Annotated in this window: 15 protein-coding genes, 1 pseudogene and 1 other annotated feature; of the genes and pseudogenes, 10 read left to right on the forward strand and 6 right to left on the reverse strand. The window is 60.3% G+C overall.

Features of this window, described 5'->3' with window-relative positions; all coding sequences use genetic code 11:
- Window positions 1-3: 3 nt before the first annotated feature.
- The 9 genes from BCM27_RS00430 to BCM27_RS00470 are packed head-to-tail and all read left to right on the forward strand — an operon-like array spanning window position 4 to window position 9,368.
- Window positions 4-867: an ABC transporter permease gene (locus tag BCM27_RS00430; protein WP_014928961.1), complete on the forward strand. Its 864-nt coding sequence runs from the start codon at window positions 4-6 to the stop codon at window positions 865-867.
- Between the two features lie 8 nt (window positions 868-875).
- A complete protein-coding gene (locus BCM27_RS00435; RefSeq protein ID WP_004023292.1) occupies window positions 876-1,913 on the forward strand; it encodes an MlaD family protein in 1,038 nt (345 codons plus the stop codon).
- Entirely contained in the window at window positions 1,910-2,923 is a 1,014-nt protein-coding gene (locus BCM27_RS00440) for an MlaD family protein (RefSeq protein ID WP_004023293.1), read from the forward strand. The genes BCM27_RS00435 and BCM27_RS00440 overlap by 4 nt, the downstream gene beginning before the upstream one ends.
- Window positions 2,920-3,915 carry an MlaD family protein gene (locus BCM27_RS00445; RefSeq protein WP_004023294.1) on the forward strand — a complete coding sequence of 332 codons (996 nt, stop codon included), beginning with the start codon at window positions 2,920-2,922 and terminating at the stop codon, window positions 3,913-3,915. The genes BCM27_RS00440 and BCM27_RS00445 overlap by 4 nt, the downstream gene beginning before the upstream one ends.
- Window positions 3,909-4,970, forward strand: a complete 1,062-nt coding sequence (locus BCM27_RS00450; protein WP_004023295.1) for an MlaD family protein — start codon at window positions 3,909-3,911, stop codon at window positions 4,968-4,970. Before BCM27_RS00445 ends, BCM27_RS00450 begins: the two co-directional genes overlap by 7 nt.
- Complete coding sequence (locus BCM27_RS00455; protein WP_004023296.1) at window positions 4,967-6,010, forward strand: MlaD family protein; 1,044 nt, start codon at window positions 4,967-4,969, stop codon at window positions 6,008-6,010. Before BCM27_RS00450 ends, BCM27_RS00455 begins: the two co-directional genes overlap by 4 nt.
- The gene (locus tag BCM27_RS00460) at window positions 6,007-6,963 is read left to right on the forward strand and encodes an MlaD family protein (RefSeq protein ID WP_004023297.1); all 957 of its coding nucleotides are present in this window, start codon (window positions 6,007-6,009) and stop codon (window positions 6,961-6,963) included. Before BCM27_RS00455 ends, BCM27_RS00460 begins: the two co-directional genes overlap by 4 nt.
- A gap of 6 nt (window positions 6,964-6,969) precedes the next feature.
- Window positions 6,970-7,698: a hypothetical protein gene (locus BCM27_RS00465; RefSeq protein WP_223258800.1), complete on the forward strand. Its 729-nt coding sequence runs from the start codon at window positions 6,970-6,972 to the stop codon at window positions 7,696-7,698.
- Window positions 7,699-7,727: 29 nt separating this feature from the next.
- On the forward strand, window positions 7,728-9,368 hold the full coding sequence (locus tag BCM27_RS00470; RefSeq protein WP_004023299.1) for a long-chain fatty acid--CoA ligase: 1,641 nt from the start codon (window positions 7,728-7,730) through the stop codon (window positions 9,366-9,368).
- Window positions 9,369-9,487: 119 nt separating this feature from the next.
- Here BCM27_RS00470 and BCM27_RS25995 read toward each other — a convergent pair.
- From BCM27_RS25995 to BCM27_RS00500, 6 genes and pseudogenes are all read right to left on the reverse strand, one after another.
- A pseudogene (locus BCM27_RS25995) lies at window positions 9,488-9,778 on the reverse strand (integrase core domain-containing protein); the annotation flags it as partial.
- Between the two features lie 4 nt (window positions 9,779-9,782).
- The gene (locus BCM27_RS00480) at window positions 9,783-11,237 is read right to left on the reverse strand and encodes an IS30 family transposase (RefSeq protein ID WP_078114170.1); all 1,455 of its coding nucleotides are present in this window, start codon (window positions 11,235-11,237) and stop codon (window positions 9,783-9,785) included.
- Window positions 11,152-11,892: an IS3 family transposase gene (locus BCM27_RS00485; RefSeq protein WP_014928955.1), complete on the reverse strand. Its 741-nt coding sequence runs from the start codon at window positions 11,890-11,892 to the stop codon at window positions 11,152-11,154. Before BCM27_RS00485 ends, BCM27_RS00480 begins: the two co-directional genes overlap by 86 nt.
- Window positions 11,806-11,934 (reverse strand) — a sequence feature (AL1L pseudoknot). Its footprint overlaps the gene before it by 87 nt.
- Entirely contained in the window at window positions 11,895-12,212 is a 318-nt protein-coding gene (locus tag BCM27_RS00490) for a transposase (protein WP_004022138.1), read from the reverse strand. It overlaps the preceding feature by 40 nt.
- A 239-nt stretch (window positions 12,213-12,451) precedes the next feature.
- On the reverse strand, window positions 12,452-15,484 hold the full coding sequence (locus BCM27_RS00495) for an MMPL/RND family transporter (protein WP_004021767.1): 3,033 nt from the start codon (window positions 15,482-15,484) through the stop codon (window positions 12,452-12,454).
- 82 nt (window positions 15,485-15,566) lie between these two features.
- Window positions 15,567-15,905 (reverse strand): DUF4873 domain-containing protein, encoded by a 339-nt coding sequence (locus BCM27_RS00500; protein WP_004021766.1) that lies wholly within the window; start codon window positions 15,903-15,905, stop codon window positions 15,567-15,569.
- 133 nt (window positions 15,906-16,038) lie between these two features.
- Between BCM27_RS00500 and BCM27_RS00505 the strand changes: the two genes are divergently transcribed.
- Window positions 16,039-17,007, forward strand: coding sequence for an AurF N-oxygenase family protein (locus BCM27_RS00505; RefSeq protein ID WP_004021765.1), 969 nt, complete (start codon window positions 16,039-16,041; stop codon window positions 17,005-17,007).
- The last annotated feature ends 113 nt before the right edge of the window (window positions 17,008-17,120 follow it).

Here is a 17,120-nt window from a genome sequence, read left to right on the forward strand (position 1 = left end):
CTCGTGACCACCGTTCCCTCCCGGAGGTTCTCCGCCGCCACCCGCCCTGTCGAAGCCGTGATCGCGCCAGTTGTACACGTACCTGAACGCTTGGGGCACGTCGCGACCTTTGTGATCGCCGCGGTCCTCGGCATCCGCCATGTGATCACCACCTACCGACGCCAAACCCTGCTCTACATACAAGAATTCGCCTGGGGTAGAGGTGCAGTCTTGGTCGGTGGTGGAACGGCCATCGTCCTCGCCATCCTCGGCATCGCCGTCGGCGCCTCAATCGGTATCCAGGGTTACGCCTCTCTGGACCTCGTAGGGATGGGTTCACTGACGGGGTTCATCTCTTCCTATGCCAACACCCGAGAGCTTGCGCCAATGATCGCGGCGATCGGGTTCGCAGCACAAGCCGGCTGCCGGTTGACAGCTGAGATCGGCTCGATGCGCATTTCCGAGGAGATCGACGCTCTCGAGGCTATGGCGGTACGTCCTATTCCATTCGTCGTCAGCACTCGCGTAGTTGCGTCGATCACGACCGTGATTCCTTTGTACATCGTCGCGCTTATTCTCGGATTCGGGGCCGCCAAACTCGTCGTCACACAAGTTCACGGCCAATCCGGCGGCACTTACGATTTCTATTTCGACCAGTTCCTCAAACCTCAGGATCTTGCCTTCTCGCTTATCAAAGTTCTTGTATTTGTCATTTCTGTAGTGATTATCCATAGCTATCAGGGCTACTTCGCCACAGGCGGAGCTGAGGGGGTGGGTCGAGCGTCCGGTCGAGCGATCCGCACGAGCCTCATAGTCATCGTCGTGGAGGACATGATCTTGACCCTTCTGATGTGGGGATTCGATTCCGGCGTACGGATTTCAGGGTAGGGGGTTCAGTGGCTGTCTTTCATGATCCGTCCGGACGCGAGCCGTCGCACGGGAACCTGGCCCTTCGGGGGGTCGCCCTATTGATCCTCGGCGCGATAGCTGCCTACTTACTGATAAGTGACGCTAACGGCGACTTCAGCGATCACACGTCGTTGACCATCAACACCGACGCGATAGGCGACGGATTGAAGGGGGGATCGGATGTGAAGTACCTTGGGTTCACCGTGGGGGAGGTCTCGAGCATCGCGGTTCGAGACCGTGGCGCGGCGGTCAAAATCAACCTCACCGGTTCCGGTAACGACCTAGTTCTCCGGCAGGGCATGACGGTGAACTACACCTCGTCAAACGCATTGGGACCAACTGCACTGGAGATCGTAGATCCTGGACAAGGACCACCCATCGGTTCCGGCGGGAGTGTCTACGTGAGCAGGTTGCAATCTGAACAGACCTCGGTGTCAACGCTTGTTCGCAAGATCTCCACGCTGGTCGAGGCACTGGACCAGCCCTCATTTGAAGCGGTAGTGAGGTTCATCGTTGAGGACTCGCAGGCAATGGCTGATAGCGGAAGACTCGTTCTCCAGATTGCGCAACTCACGCGAGATGTCCAGAAACGGCCGGTCGGGGAGGACCTAGGAATTGCGGCTAACCTGTCCACCGGAGTCGCCGACTTCATGACGCCGTTTGTCCCTGGCGTCTTGAAGAACGTCGATATCGCTGACTTTTTCGCCACCCAACAAAACATCGACCGCACGAAGAGTAATCTCGGCGACACGGGAAAGGTTCTTTTCGGTGGGCTCGGCGGCCTGCTCGATAAGAATTACCCAGCCCTGAGTTCGCTGTTAGACGTCGGCCTTGACCTAGCGCGGCCCGTCGCCAGATCCGCCTCGGGGCTAGTTCGCACGGTGTACACGATCCCGCAGATCCTCGATGGCATCGACAAAGCCTTGCCGAAATTCAACGAACGGGTCCAGCTCCAGCTAGCACTGGTGGTCCAGACGTCGCCTGCCCTACAAGGCGCATTGAGAATGGGGGGTGCCACGCGATGACTCTGAGGTCGCTAACACCCACAATCATTAAAATCGTCGCTTTCATCGCTCTCATCGGAGTCCTTTCATATGTCATCATCGCGATTCTGCAGCCGACCAACGAAGGGTCACCCAGTTCGCAGCGTTCCGCGGTGTTTGCCGACGCTTCCGGACTCAAGCCCCGCGACGGGGTACGACTCGCTGGAGTGAAAGTGGGATATGTAACGGCTGTCGATCTCGAGGGCTCAACAGCGATCGTCCGTTTCCAACTGGATGACGGTGTCGCGATTACCCCCGCGACGACTGCCGCTGTGCGTTACCAAAATCTGCTGGGGCAGCGGTATGTGGAACTCATCAATGCCGGACAAGGCGCCGACCAGGACTCGATCACACAGGTGGCACTCGAGAAGACCGTCCCGTCCTTCGACGTATCGACACTATTCAACAGTTTCAAACCAGTATTCGATACATTGAATACTGCGGAAATCAACGAGCTTCAGTCGAACCTTCTACGGGTTGCCCAGGGAGACGGTCGAGGTATCGCACCAGTCATGAAGCAAGTCGCGAACATCACTGATTACGGGAACCAGCGTTCAGAGATCATCACCAATATTGTGACGAGCCTGGGGCAGGTGTCCGACCAGTTGATGGGGCGCTCCGCTGAACTGGTTGAGTTGATAGACAAATTGGGGTCAATCGTCGATGCGTTCAGCCGCGTGAGCGATCGACTGCGGGCCTCGCTGCGAGAGGTCAACCGTTCGATGGCAAAGACTGTACTCGCCGGTGAGCAGATCGAGTCGACCTACGACACCAGCTTCGCGGCTATCTTTCAGAGATTAGTGCGGGAGCCAGGGGATACAGAAGGCCTACTGAATGGTGCCGTTCTCCTGAAGCCGCTCCTGGACGCCCTGGCCGCAACATCCAACGCGACTCCCCCGCCCTCGGCGGCAGGGTGTGCCCGAGGGGTGCTCGACCTACCGAGAACAGTGCAGATCGCCCTGATGGGTCAACGACTGGTGGTGTGCCAGTGACCCGTTTCTTCGGCAAGCGTCCGCATCACCGCCCGCAGCGTCGGCGGGACCTCATCCTGGCGGGGGTCGTAACGATGGTCACGGTGGCCGGTCTCGTCGCCGCCGGAGCTGTGTATATCTCGCCGCCCGGACAAACTATCTACAGCGCGGAGTTAGTCAATACCGGCGGATTGGAAGCTGGCGACCAGGTACGTATCGCCGGGATCAGGAAAGGCAAGGTAGCGTCGGTCGACCTGACCGGAACGTTCATCACCGTGCGGTTCCGGCTGGATGACTCGATTGCCGTTCGGTCGGACGCGACGGCGAACGTCCGTCTCCTCACCCCTATCGGTGGACGTGTATTGGACCTCGACCCAGGTTCAGGCCCGTCGGCCATTGACGGCGCGATCCCACTGGTGCAGACAGGCAGCACCTATGATATTTCCAGCACCCTGGAGACATCTACACCGGTGTTCCGTGACGTGCGTGGTGTTGATCTACGGCGCACGGCGGCGTTGCTACAGGATGCCTTTTCCGACGGAAACACCAATATCCCTGATGCCCTGCAAAACGCGAGCAGCCTGATGGACTTGCTGGAGCGTCAGTACGCACAACTCGACAAGACGGTGGCTTTGTCCGACGAGTATGTCGCTGCCCTCGCAAACCGCAAGCAGGTACTCGTGGACTTCCTACGCCAGCTCAGCTTCCTTGCCCGCACCCTTGGACCAGACATCGCCAACGTCCAGAGCGGGTTCGATTATCTACGTCGTCTTTTTAAGTTGCTGACCCGGCCGCTTGTCGCGTACCGCGACGGTATAGAACCATCGGTACAGCAGTTTAAGATCCTTCTAAACAAGGTGTCGGCCCAGATGCCCGCCTACCAAGACGCGCTGGCCCAGGTCGATCAGATCACCAGAAGACTGAGCATTCTCCTCAATGCTCCGCAGGTCGGACCTGCGAGTCCTGAACCGACCGTCCGCGTCTGTATCCCGATTGGTGATAACAAATGTTGACGGAGCGGATGCGTCGGCATCTGATCCCGATCGCCACCATTGTCACACTGGCAGTAGTGATCGGCGGCGTCGGAATCGACTATGCGACAGCCGACGACGACACGCGATCACTATGTGCGGAGTTTTCTGACGCATCAGGTCTGTACGAAGGCAATTCCGTCGCGATGCTCGGCAAGAAGGTGGGCAGGGTCGTAGGCATTCACGAGGAGGGACAGAAAGGTGTGCGTGTCGATATGCGGATCGACAAGACCGTGCCGCTTCCCGCAGATGTGGGTGCGACCCTGGTGTCCACCTCGATTGTCACCGAAAGACAAATCGAGTTCACCCATCCCTATCGTGGCGGAGAATATTACAAGTCGGCTGAGTGTATCCCACTGGAAAAGACCAGGACTCCACTGGGGATTAGTCAAACGCTCGACGCGATCAGCACTCTTTCAGACGAACTCGTCAAGGACGACGGACGTAACACGGATGCGATTCTTCAGGCACTTACACTCGTCTCGAAAAACATGGAAGGGACCCAGGGTGATATATCCGGCATTCTCCAGGACTCGGCCACGCTAATCAACGATCCGACCCGGCGTGATAGCCAGATACGCAGGATTGTAGCCAATCTCGCCACCTTAACCGGTGTTGCCACCGAAAACAGTACTGAGGTGACCCAGCTATTCGACAACTTCGTAGGCGCAATTGAGGTGATTGTTGCTTTCGGTCAAACATTCGGCGCCGCAACAGAGTACGCAGGCACCTTCGTCCCTATCCTGTCGCGCCTATCGTCTGACTTCGGGCCACCTATTTTCTCACTTGGAGATGCTGCGGTTCCCCTCCTCTCGCAAGCGGGCAAGCAAGAAAACATACTTGCGTCCGTCGCCGCTCGAACAGCTGACCTCATCGTTGAGCATCCAGATGCGAAGTCGATCCTGCGGGCATTCGCAATATCTGTACCACTGCAGGCCCTCAAGAACGCGTGCGCTCCTCCTTCCGTCAAGGACGTTTGCGCGACGGGTAACGAAGCGGCGACGATCGCCAACTTGATCGGAGGGCAACCTCGATGATGATCTACGGCTACCTTCGTCGTGTCACGGCCGCGATCGTGACGCTGTTCGTAGCGACTATCGCCCTCGCCGCCTGCAGCATCAGTGCTGACAACCCGCCGACCATCGGTGGATCATCCGCCCGAGACGGCTACGACATCGAGATCGAGTTCACGAGTGCTCTGAACTTGCCTGCCCGTGCCAAAGTCCTCTCTCGAGGGATTGACGTCGGTGCCGTCACCAGCGTCGCTTACGACGGAGGCCACGCGCTGGTTGCTGCCCGAATTGATAAAGACGCCCAGCTGCCGGAAGATTCGCGCGCGGAACTCCGCCAAGACACTCTCCTGGGCGAGATTTATGTGGCCATCCTTCCCCCTGCACAGCAGTCCACCCAAGGCTTGCTGCGCGCGGGATCGGTAATACCTCTCTCACGCACCGAACCGGCTGCCAACGTCGAGGACGTGATGCGGGGTATGGCTAACGTATTGGGCGGGGGTGAACTCGATAAAATCCATACCGCGATATCGACGCTGAACTCGACTTTTCCGAGTGACCCCGCCCAGTTCGATGCGCTCTACCGCACGACCTTGCGCACCGTGTCTGAGGTGTCTGCCAACACCGACAAACTCGACGTAATCCTGCAGTCAGCCGATCGCACACTCAAAGTGATCCTGGCCGACCCGTCAGGTACAGACCGAATGTTGACCAAGGGGGGAGTGAACTTTTATGGTCTGGGCTACTCGCTAATTGACGTAGCGCTACTCATCGCTAATCTGCGCGACTTCGCGGTATCCGCAGGCCGTATCGTCGACCCTGAGTATTCCCGCATCAAGGAAACGGTGGGCGCGATCGCGCCAGTGGTCGCGTCCATCGCGTACTCGGACATCTACTCCAAGGATGTTTCCGACAAGGCGGCTCGTGTAATACGCGAAAGGCTCATCCCATTCGTCAGCTCGCCAGATATCAACGTCTCCGATGTGTCTATCGATGGCCGAGAACTGGCGCGGCGTGATGCCGAGTCGTTCATAACCGTCTTGCGAGCGATCGGAATGATGCCATGATCCGCAGCACCCTCGTATCGCTGGTTGCCCTTGTCCTCGTTCTCCTCGTCGGAGCGACATACTTGATCATCGACGTGGCACGGGTAAACCCGTTCCGCACCGACTACGCGATCTCGGCCATACTCGAGAGCTCGGGCGGCCTTCTAGACACATCACCGGTAATGTTAGAGGGGGTGCCGGTGGGAAAAGTGACATCTATTCGCGTCACAGGTAATCAGCTCGCCGTCGACATGTCCATCGACTCCGACTATAAGATTCCTCGCGGCAGTGTCATGACGATTCAGAACCTCTCGGTCGCGGGAGAACAATACATCAATTTCATCCCACCGGGCACAACCACCAGTGAGTACTTGCGTAGTGGGGACCTAGTGCCCGCCGGCGCCATCCGCGTGTCGCAATCCGTTCCCCAGGTGCTCCCGAAAATGTCGGCAGTGGCGGACGCGCTCGATCCAGCATCGATTCAGTCCATCAACGAAACGATCTCGGCGGCAGTCGACGGCCGGCAAAAGGACCTCGACACGATCGGAGACATGATGCACCGCCTCGTGGACTTCGTCGGTGACGACGGTGCCGTCCGTACCACTGCGGACAATGCCGAGTTCCTCCTGGGCCTTATGTCGAACGTGGGCGGTGTGCTCAGCACCGCGTCGGTCCGGACCCCGGATGCCGTCGACGGTTTGGCGAGGATCCAACGTGCGTTCATCGTTTTCACTTCTACGTCCTACGACAAATGGCCACCGATCCTGAAGCTAGTGGAAAAGCTCAGCGGCTACATCCAGATACTCCAGCCCGATATTGTCGCCATTACCCGCGCGGTGAAGCCGGCGACGGCGAAAGTCGCAGACACATACATCGACTTCGGATCGATCGGTGATCTTCTGGCTCGAACATTCCCAGCGTCACATCGGGGGCAGGCGCAGATTCCGATCGCCGTCACGCCATCACCTCGCTGACGCCCGATGGATACCTCCTACACCAGCATTCACAGAAGGCAGCAAATGACGGCACAAGACAACGGACCAGAATCCAAGGACAGCAGCGCTGAGGATAAGCTGACTGCGGCTTCCGACAAAGCAGATCGCAGCGACGCCACTGGTGCTACAGAATCTGCGACGTCCCAAGACGGTCCCGCCCCGGACGAGGCAAGCCCCCCGACGTCCGATGCCAGGCACCGATGGAGATCAGCACGCGTCCAGGCGGTGGCCGCCGGCGCTTTCGTGGTGGCACTCGCGGTGCTGGCCGGCCTCTTTGCTTACCTCTACATTGACATGAGGGAAGCAAAGACGTCCGCGGAGAACGCTGCCACACAACGAGCGCAGGCAGCGCAGGCAGCATCGGACTACACCACAAAGTCGCTCACCTACAGCTACCAAAACACCGGCGCATTCTTTACCGAAGTGAAAGAGAATGCCAGCGATGCGTTGGTCAAGCGATACGACGATGTCGAACCCACCCTGACCCAAATCATGGAACAGGCCAAGGTCCAAGCGTCGGGACGCGTACTGGCGACCAGTGTCACCGGCAGCGCCAGCGAGAACCGGGGGGAATACACGGTGCTGGTCTTCGCCACCCAGAAGACCCAGAATGTTCAGAACCCTCAGCCGAGCGAACTCCCCACACTGTTGAAAGTAGTCGTGCTGAAGACCGAGAACGGCTGGCAGATCCAGGATTACGGACCTGCCGAATGATCCAGCGTCCGCCGCGAAAGGAGAATTTGATGAAAAACACCATGCAGGAGGTGCCGATGACAGTGTCATCGATACTGCGTCACGTCGCAACCAATCATACTGATAGGCAGGTGATTACTTATTCCGCGAGCGACTCTGCCCGGTACGCAACCTACGGCGATCTCGAAGAGCGATGCGCACGTCTGGCGAATGCTCTGCGCCGGGTCGGCGTGGTCGGCGACGACCGCGTGGCAACCATGCTGTGGAACAACCAGGAGCACCTCGAAGCGTACGCTGCGGTACCCGCGATGGGCGCGGTGCTGCATACGCTGAACATCCGGTTGTCACCGGCTCAGCTGCAGTTCATCGCGAACCACGCCGAAGACAAGGTCATCATTGTGGACGGGTCGCTGGTGCCGTTGTTGGCGGCGGTCTTACCGGGCTTGGCGACGGTTCGGGTTGTGTTCGTTACCGGCGACGGCGACACCTCCCCGCTCGACGGCCACGGCGTGACCGTGATGCGATACCATGACGCGCTCGCAGCAGAATCACCAATGTTCTCTTGGGTCGATCCCGACGAGCGGTCGGCTGCGGGTATGTGTTACACGAGCGGCACTACAGGCGATCCCAAGGGGGTCGTCTACAGTCATCGCTCGGTGTTTCTGCACTCCATTGCAGCGTGTACTGGTAACGCTCTGGCGATCGCAGAAGCCGATCGTGTACTTCCCGTCGTGCCGATGTTTCATGCCAGCGCCTGGGGTCTGCCCTACGCGTCGCTGATGGCCGGCGCGGACTTGCTCATGCCTGATCGATACCTTCAAGCGGCGCCGCTCGCCGACTTGATCCAACAGCATCGCCCCACGAAGGCAGGAGCAGTACCGACAATCTGGAACGATCTTCTTCAGTACGGTATCGCGAATCCGGGTGTCGACTTGTCATCAATCGACCTTGTCGCCTGTGGTGGAGCTCCTGTCCCGCAGTCGTTGATCGAAGGGTTTGCGGACCGCTTCGGCGTACAGATTATCCAGGCGTGGGGCATGACTGAGACGTCCCCGCTTGCAGCGGTAAGTCGGCCTCCCGCCGGGATCAGCCCCACAAAGGAAATGTCGTACCGCAAGCGACAGGGACGGGCAATTTGCGGGGTGGAGATGCGCCTCATCGACGAGGGCGGCCTGCCGGTTCCCCGTGACGACAAGTCCGTCGGCGAACTCGAAGTGCGGGGTCCGTGGGTCACAGGCAGCTACTACCGGCTCGAGGACGCCGAGAGGTTTCGGGATGGCTGGTTGCGGACCGGAGACGTGGGACACATCAGCCCGGACGGGTACCTGACGCTGACCGACAGGTCCAAGGACGTCATCAAGTCAGGGGGCGAATGGATCTCGTCAGTGGAGCTCGAGAACTGGATCATGTCGCACCCAGATGTCGCCGAGGCCGCGGTTGTCGCGATGCCCGACCCCCGGTGGCAGGAAACAGCTCTCGCCGTGGTGGTTCCGGTACCGGGTCGCAAGGTGTCGGCTGACACGCTTCACGAGTGGTGCCTAAGAAATTGCCCGGAGGAGATCCCACACTGGTGGATCCCGAAGAACTGGACGTTCGTGGAGCAGGTACCGCGTACGAGCGTGGGCAAGTTCGATAAGAAGGTGTTACGCGCGAAGCATGAGCAGGGCGAGCTGCCGGTTGTATCGAATTAGCGCCGCTATAGGGCGCAAGTGTGCCCACCGAACGTCGTCAGCGTTCGGTGGGCACACTTCTATAGAAGCAATGCATTTGCCGATGGGGACTGCTGCACGGATAGGTGACAGTTTGGGTGTCATGCCGCGGCAGCGGCGGTGTTGATCATTGCTTCGAACTCGACAGGCGTCAACCGACCGAGGCGGGCTTGCCGGCGCCGGCGGCGGTAGGTCCGTTCGATCCAGGTGACGATCGCGATCCGAAGCTGCTCGCGGGTGTCCCAGCGTTGGCGGTCGAGCACGTTGCGTTGCAGGAGTGCGAAGAAACTCTCCATCGCTGCGTTGTCCCCGCACGCTCCGACTTTGCCCATCGACCCCGTGAGTCCATGAGTGTTCAAGGCGTGTACGAATTTTCGCGATCGGAATTGGGCGCGTTCAATCGGTCGATGCAACACTGGGTTGTTGTAGCGAGTGTAGTTGTTCGCCAAAGACTTCGGCGGGAGTTTTCCATCCAAGGACTTTTCTAGGACGGTTGTTGAGGGTGTAGGCGATGGCCTCGAGGTCCTCAGCTGACCACCGCGACAGATCAGTTCCCTTAGGAAAATATTGGCGCAGAACACCATTGGTGTTCTCGTTGGATGGTCGCTGCCACGGTGAGTGCGGATCGGCGAAGAACACCTGCGTTCCGGTGTCCATCGCGAACTGGGCGTGAGCGGACAGTTCCTTGCCGCGATCCCACGTCAACGTTTTGCGCAACTGCTGCGGCAGCGCGGCGATCGACGCTGTCAGTCCTGCATTCATCGCGATGGCACCGTAGCCACCGAGTGCGGGCCCGTTCTTCACAGGCGGCTGCTCACCCCAGCCCTGCTGGCGTGGCAGATGCACCAGAAGTGTTGCACGACTACGACGTTCAACGATCGTGCCGATCGCCGATCTCCCAGTTCCGATAATCAGATCACCCTCCCAGTGCCCGGGGACGGCACGGTCCTCGGCCTCGGCAGGGCGCTGACTGAACACGACATCGGAGGTGACGTGACCCTGCGGCTTGTTGCGCGAGCGGGCCCGCGGCTCCCTCAGTGCACGTCCGGTGCGCAGGCACGCGACCAGCTCACGTTTGAGCGCGCCGCGGCCCTCGATGAACAGGGACTGGTAGATCGCCTCGTGACTGATACGCATGGATTCATCATCGGGGAAGTCGACCTTCAAACGCTGGGAGATCTGCTCTGGACTCCACGCCAGCGACCACCGCCGGTTGGCCCGGTGCGGTTTGTTAAGCCCCTTCCATGGCGGTGGCGTGGGGCCCGCAGCGATCGTGCCATCGGGACGGCGGACAACGCCGGCCAGGCGGTCCTGTACGTACTCCCGCAACTCGACGTGGGCCACGAGCTTCGCTGTTTTCGGGCGCTTGGCGGCCTGCTGGGCTTTCCACTGCGCCACCAACGCCCGATACTCGAGCTTCCCGCTCCTGGTTGCGGCGTTGCGCCGTAGCTCACGCGAGATCGTGGCCGGACTCCGCCCGATCCACCGTGCGATCTCACGCACCCCACGATCCTGGGCGCGTAGCAGCGCGATCTCTTCCCGTTCGGCGAAGGATAGATAGCGGCCCGAAGGCTCATCCAGACTCAGCGGCCTCATGCCGCCAGCGTGGCGGAACCAGCGTGTACCCACCGGCACCGACACACCGACAGCGATCGATGCCTGTGCCGTGCTCACCCCCGTCGCGACCACCCGCCAAAACTCACGTTGCACCTGCCGCGACGGCTCCGGCCGCCCCGGCGATCGCATCGCCGGCCGAAGTGCACGATCAGCACGCCACTGCCGACGAACACCTACCGCCACATCGCTGGTCCTCCGACTCCAGTCCGCCGTAGCCACCGCAAACACCTCCATGATCATGGTGTTGCGACGACCAGTTGAATCCGCCTTGCACTCCGCGGTCGGAGTGGTGGATCAGCCCGGCCACGTCGTGGCCGGCACGCGACCGTGCCCACAATCCCATGTTCAGGGCGTCGAGGGCGAGGTCGGTGTGCATGGTGGTCGAGACCTGCCAGCCGACGACCATCCGCGAGAACACGTCCAGGACGAACGCCGCGTACACCCAGCCCGAGTGGGTGCGGATGTAGGTCAGGTCCGCCACCCACAACGCGTTCGGTGCCGCCGCGGTGAACTGACGGTTGACCCGGTCAGCCGGCCGGGGTGTTTCAGCTCCCTCGCTGCGCGTGGTCTTGCGTGTCTTGAGTCTCGCTATCCCTTGCAGCCCATCGGCTTTCATCAATCGCTCGACGGTGCAGCGGGCAGCACTATGGCCCTGTCTGCGCAATTGGGCATGCACCTTGCGGGCACCGTAGACGCCGAGGTTGTCGGCATGCACCGCGCGGACCTGGGTAAGGAGCTCCCGGTCACGCACCACACGAGGCGCCTCGGTCTTCTGGGGGCTCAGGTGGGCTCGTACCGTGGACGGAGCGATCTGGGCGGACGTATCGCGCAATGCCGCACAGATCGGATCGACTCCGTGTTCATCGCGGTGAGCCGCGACGAACTCCACGATCAGCGCTGTGGGCGGTCGATCTCCGCCGCAAAGAAAGCCGAAGCCTGCTTCAAGATCGTGTTCGCTCGCCGCAGTTCACGGTTCTCCCGCTCCAACGCCGCGATGCGGTCAGCGTCCTCACTCGTGGTGCCCGGGCGGACCCCGCCGTCGATCTCGGCCTGACGAACCCAATTGCGCAACGCCTCGGGATGGACTCCGAGCTGATCGGCGATCCGCTTGATCGCACCTCTCGACGAATCGGGATCTCGTCGCGCTTCACATGCCATCCGGGTGGCCCGGTCCTTGAGTTCCTCACTGTACTTGCGTGGTGCTGCCATGCTCTCCATCCTTCACAGGTTCGAGAGCCTCCGACAGACCCGGGGCGGTTCAACCACCAGCCAGCCGCGTACCAAGGTCAGTGCAGCTAGCGTTTGAATTAGGACGCAACTCATCTATCACGGGCGACGGTGCTGCGTCATGCTTATGCCCCTCCTACCTGTTGACGGAATGGTCGGGATATTCAGCGACCGACGCTTGTCAGATCCCCATGGGTCCGTCCGCGTGACTTTTGCGATGGTCAAGGGGCGAGCCGGAAACGGTCGATGTCACCCGGCCACCAGCTCGCAGTGCCCAGCAGCACCGCTAGCGCCGGGACTACTAAGGTCCGCACCAGGAACGTGTCGAGCAGCAAACCGACACCGATGATGAACCCGATTTGCACCATCACATCGATGGACCCGACCATCAGCCCAAACATGCTGGCCGCGAATATCAACCCAGCCGAGGTGATGACCGACCCGGTGTAAGCGACGGTACGCATTACGCCGACCCGCACGCTCCACCTCGTTTCCTCTCTCAGCCGTGACACCAGCAGCATGTTGTAGTCGGCGCCCACCGCCACCAAGACAATGAACGACACCAGTGGCACGGGCCAGGCGATCCCGGCACCGAGGATGTGTTGAAGTACGAGCACACCAATACCGAGAGCCGCCATGTAGTTCAAGACGACGGTTGCAAGGAGATAGACAGGTGCAACGACGGCCCGCAACAGCAGCATCAGGATCAGACCCACGATGAGAAGGGTGGCTATGCCGAGCAGTTTGAAATCGTACGACAACAGTCGCTGGACGTCGGCATTGATCGCAGGAAAGCCCGCAACAGAAGCACGTCCGCCCTCCAGAGTGGTGTTCGGCATCGCGTTCTCGGCGACGCTGGACAGCTCGTTCGCCAGCGTCATTGCATCGGCAGAGTATGGGTCGTAGGCGGTCTGTACCGCATAGCGCACGGTTTTCCCGTCGGACGAGATGAACTGTCGAGCGACCTGACTGAACTGCTGGTCCTTGAACGCATCCGCGGGGAGATAGAAGCCGGTTGCCGAGTCAGAATCGCCGACCTCCCGTGCGGGAGCCCGAAGCTGTGCGGCGACCTGTGCCAGTCCACTGAGTAGCTGAAGGTTGCTGTCCACCAGAGCACCGACTCCGTTCGACAACTGACGCGCGCCGTCGGCAAGTGCGCCGACGCCGGATTCGAGTTGCGAGAGCCTGTTCCCGAGGTCCTGTCCGCCGATGGCTTGTAGTGCAGAATCCAGCGTTTGAAGAGAACGCTGCAGCTGTGCAATGTTGGTCGAGCCTGGCGCACTCACGCGGCCGAGCTGCGCGGCAAAGTCAGCCACCCTCCCAAGCGACTGATCATCCGCGAGTGCCCGGATGTCGGCCATTTGCGCGCGCAGTGCCGAGCACTGCGCGATCTGCTGGCACCACGGATTGTCTAACGCGGACAACGCCGGCGCGACCGCATCTGCCGCAGACTGGGCCCGACGTGCGAGTTGAGACAGCTCGGGCGCTTGCTTGGAAAACTGTCTAAGCCTTGGGGCAGCGTTCGCCAGTTGGTTCACAAGCGGCCGATACTCGTCGAGCTGCGGGCCAAATGACGACACCTCGTCGAGCAACCCCGACAGCGGAGCGAGGTTGGAGGATATCTGGTCTTCTAACAGTGCCAGGCCTCCGGCGAGCTGCTCTGACCCCGCCTTCAGGACGGCCAGATCACCCTTGCGGGCCTGTCCATCACCGGTCTCCTCGGTGATCTTGGTACCGATCTGATCATTCTGCCAAGATAATTGCGCCTGCTCTAGCTTCTCACCGGTCGGCCGCGTCACGCCAATGACCCTGGTCACGCCGGGAATCTGCGCGACGCGGGAGGCTAGCTGGTCGAGGTCGGCAAGGCCTTGAGCCGTGCGCATGTCGTTCTCGGACTCCACCACCAAGAATTCTGAGATGATGATGTCTTTCGGGAAGTGGCGGTTGAGAAGCGCGTATCCTTCGTTGCTCCCTGTGTCAGGTGGCTGCCCCTCGCGATCGTCGTAGGTGATCTGAATTGTTGCGGCGACCATGGCGAGGCCGATCAACACGACCACACTGATCGCGAGCAGAGGGACCGGCCGCCGGATAACCATGACTCCGACTCTTCTCCAGTAATCCCGCGTCAGGTCACGGCGGGGAAGGCCGGCGCCTTTCTTGGCAGCGAAAGAGAGTACGAGGGGCAGCAATGTCACCGTCGCCAAGAATGCGAAAGCTATGGCGATTGCGCAGGCCGGACCCAAAGTGTTAAACACACTGAGCTTGGCGAAGGCCATAGCCAGGAACGCTAGGGCCACAGTGCCCGCCGACGCTAGAACCACGCGGCCGATAGTTGCATTCGCGTGGGCGATAGCGACATCAGGAGAGTAACCCGCTCGAATACCTTCATGATAGCGGCTGATGAGGAACACCGAATAGTCAACTCCGGCACCAAAGATGATGACGGTCATGAACATTGACGTGAACTGGGATACCGGCATGCCCAGCTCGCCCAGTCCAGATAGAACTCCGCGACCCACAGCCAAGCTCATGCCCACGACAAGCAGCGGCATCAGCGCGGTGAAGACCGAACGATAGACGATCAGGAGGATCACGGCGATCAGCAGCACGGTGGCAACAGTGATCAGGACCAGATCCGACTCGCCCACGGCGAGTTGGTCGCTAAAGGTCGCGGGCGGGCCTGTCACACGGACTGTCGTCCCACTGTCACGAAAGATACTCTCAGCGATCTCACGCACCGCTGCGACCGCCTCCGCGGTATCGGGTCCCCCGAGTGTGCCGGCCACTCCCACGGGCAGATACCAGGCTTGCTTGTCTTTGCTGAGAGCCTGACTTGCGGTGAGGGGATCGCTCAGCAGGTCCCGGACAGCGATGACGTGCCTGTCGTCCGCCCGCAGGGTGTCGACAAGCACGTGATATCGATCGCGGGTGTTGTCGGACAGGCCTGCACTGTTCTCCATCACAACGAATACTGTGGTCTTGGCGCCGCGCTCGTCGAAAGATGCACCCATACGGTCCAAGGTCTGAAAAGACGGGACTCCGGCCGGGATCGGATCCACAGATTGTTCCCGTATCACTGACTCCAGTTGAGGAAAGAGAAGGCCTAAGCCGATGGCGGCGCCGAGCCAGACCAGCGTCACAATTCCCTTGCGGCGGAGGGTAAACCATGCAACCCGCTCAAGGGTCGGACTGTACTCGCCGAGTTTCTCGCCCCCTCTCGACGGGCGGGTTCGAATGGGAGACGAACTCACCATGTGCAATATCCTCTCGACCTGAAGTGGGCGACCCAATCGTGCGGACCCGTTTCGCGAATGTCCGTGCGGCGGTGGATGGTTGTCACTTGTGGTGGTGCTCGACCATGTTCTCGACTTCCTCGAGAGTGGTGGGCAGGTGGTATGGCGGAGTGCTCTTGCCTGAGATGCGGTATCGGCCCCAGAAGTCGGGATCCCCGACGACACACTCCGCTCGGCCCTCGGGGGTCGTAAATACAGCGATCGCGCGGGCGCCTTTCAGGAGCCCGTCGAGCTCATCATTCTTCTGAATCCGGCCATACCAGGTGTACAGGCCGTTCAGCGGCTGGAAATAGCCTTTGATCTTCGCTTCGACATGGATCTCCGCCCCGCGGCACACCAGGGTTCCTTCGCCGGAGTAGTCGAGGTCATGGTCGTCAGACATGCAGTCCTACCTTCTTCGCACTGAGCGTTGACAAATATCGCAGTTCGTGGATACTAGCAGTACCAGATACTATGAGTAATGGGTACTGGGCGCCAGGCCCCGACTCCCAGCCTTGAACGACCGAGGAGAAGACATGACCGTGCAGGATGTCCAGATGAACCCCGACTTTTCGAAGGAGGGCATGGCTCGGGTGAACGGGCGTAAGCCCGTCGACATGGAACGATCTGCGGGTCGATTGCTGCGGTCTTCCGCGGAGAAGTTCTACGACGCGGAGATCGACATCGACTGGGAGTCGCCCTGGGAGGAAGGCAAGTGCTTTCTGCCAGAGCATCGAGTGTCGCTATACGGCACCAGGCTGTGGGACAAGATGACTGAGGAGCAGCGTCGCGAGTTGGGGCGCCATGAGATCGTGAGCATCCTCAGTTTCGGCATCTACGCAGAGAATCTGTTGAGTTCAGCGCTTCTGCGCATGTCGGCGAAGGGGGCTTTAACCGATCAGAAGTCTCTATACGCGTTGACAGAGATCGGCGATGAGTCCCGCCATTCCACTATGTTCGCGCGCCTCATCAACAAGACGGGCGTGCCCCCCTACAAGCTTCCTAAGGGCTTCTTGAGCTTCGCGAAGATCCTGCATTTCGTCCCTCTCGGGCCGTCGGTGTCTGGAGCTACGCTGTTGATCGAGGAAATCCTGGACCGCGCCCAGCGCGAGGCGATGAACGACCCCAGTATGCAGCCTCAGCTTCGCCAGCTCATGAAGATCCACGTCCTTGAGGAAGCCCGTCACATTACCTTTGCGCGACTGGAGATGATCGAAGGCATGCAGCGTCGTCGTAAGGCGACGCGCGCTTGGCACCGAGGGGTGCTTGCCGTCATCGCGAACCTGGCGTACCCGCTGCTCATTAATCCGAAAGTGTACCCCGCAGTGGGAATTAGTCGCTGGCGTGGCGTGTGGGCGCAGCAGACCAGCCCAAACTATCGGACCAACCTGCAATTTATGTCGGAGCCCATGATTCGGTTCTTCCATGAGGCGGGAATGTTGGAAGGCAAGTTCACAATGGCCATGTGGCGTGCGACGCGGAGCCTTCCCGACGATCTTCGCTGATCTCCGTTCACGCGGCCGAGCCGTCGTGATCGACATCAGTTAGACCTGTGCGGAGCATTCTCGATGGCTTCGCGATCACTTCCGCCTCAACAGATCACCTGCCGCCACTGTGC

It is taken from the genome of Gordonia terrae (assembly GCF_001698225.1).
Taxonomy (GTDB): domain Bacteria; phylum Actinomycetota; class Actinomycetes; order Mycobacteriales; family Mycobacteriaceae; genus Gordonia; species Gordonia terrae.

Coding starts and splice junctions, on each gene's coding strand:
- BCM27_RS00455 (WP_004023296.1), top strand. CDS start 4,967: ATGATGATCTACGGCTACCTTCGTCGTGTCACGGCCGCGATCGTGACG.
- BCM27_RS00490 (WP_004022138.1), bottom strand. CDS start 12,212: ATGGCAGCACCACGCAAGTACAGTGAGGAACTCAAGGACCGGGCCACC.
- BCM27_RS00500 (WP_004021766.1), bottom strand. CDS start 15,905: ATGTCTGACGACCATGACCTCGACTACTCCGGCGAAGGAACCCTGGTG.
- BCM27_RS00440 (WP_004023293.1), top strand. CDS start 1,910: ATGACTCTGAGGTCGCTAACACCCACAATCATTAAAATCGTCGCTTTC.
- BCM27_RS00495 (WP_004021767.1), bottom strand. CDS start 15,484: ATGGTGAGTTCGTCTCCCATTCGAACCCGCCCGTCGAGAGGGGGCGAG.
- BCM27_RS00450 (WP_004023295.1), top strand. CDS start 3,909: ATGTTGACGGAGCGGATGCGTCGGCATCTGATCCCGATCGCCACCATT.
- BCM27_RS00505 (WP_004021765.1), top strand. CDS start 16,039: ATGACCGTGCAGGATGTCCAGATGAACCCCGACTTTTCGAAGGAGGGC.
- BCM27_RS00480 (WP_078114170.1), bottom strand. CDS start 11,237: ATGGAGGTGTTTGCGGTGGCTACGGCGGACTGGAGTCGGAGGACCAGC.
- BCM27_RS00465 (WP_223258800.1), top strand. CDS start 6,970: ATGGATACCTCCTACACCAGCATTCACAGAAGGCAGCAAATGACGGCA.
- BCM27_RS00460 (WP_004023297.1), top strand. CDS start 6,007: ATGATCCGCAGCACCCTCGTATCGCTGGTTGCCCTTGTCCTCGTTCTC.
- BCM27_RS00470 (WP_004023299.1), top strand. CDS start 7,728: ATGAAAAACACCATGCAGGAGGTGCCGATGACAGTGTCATCGATACTG.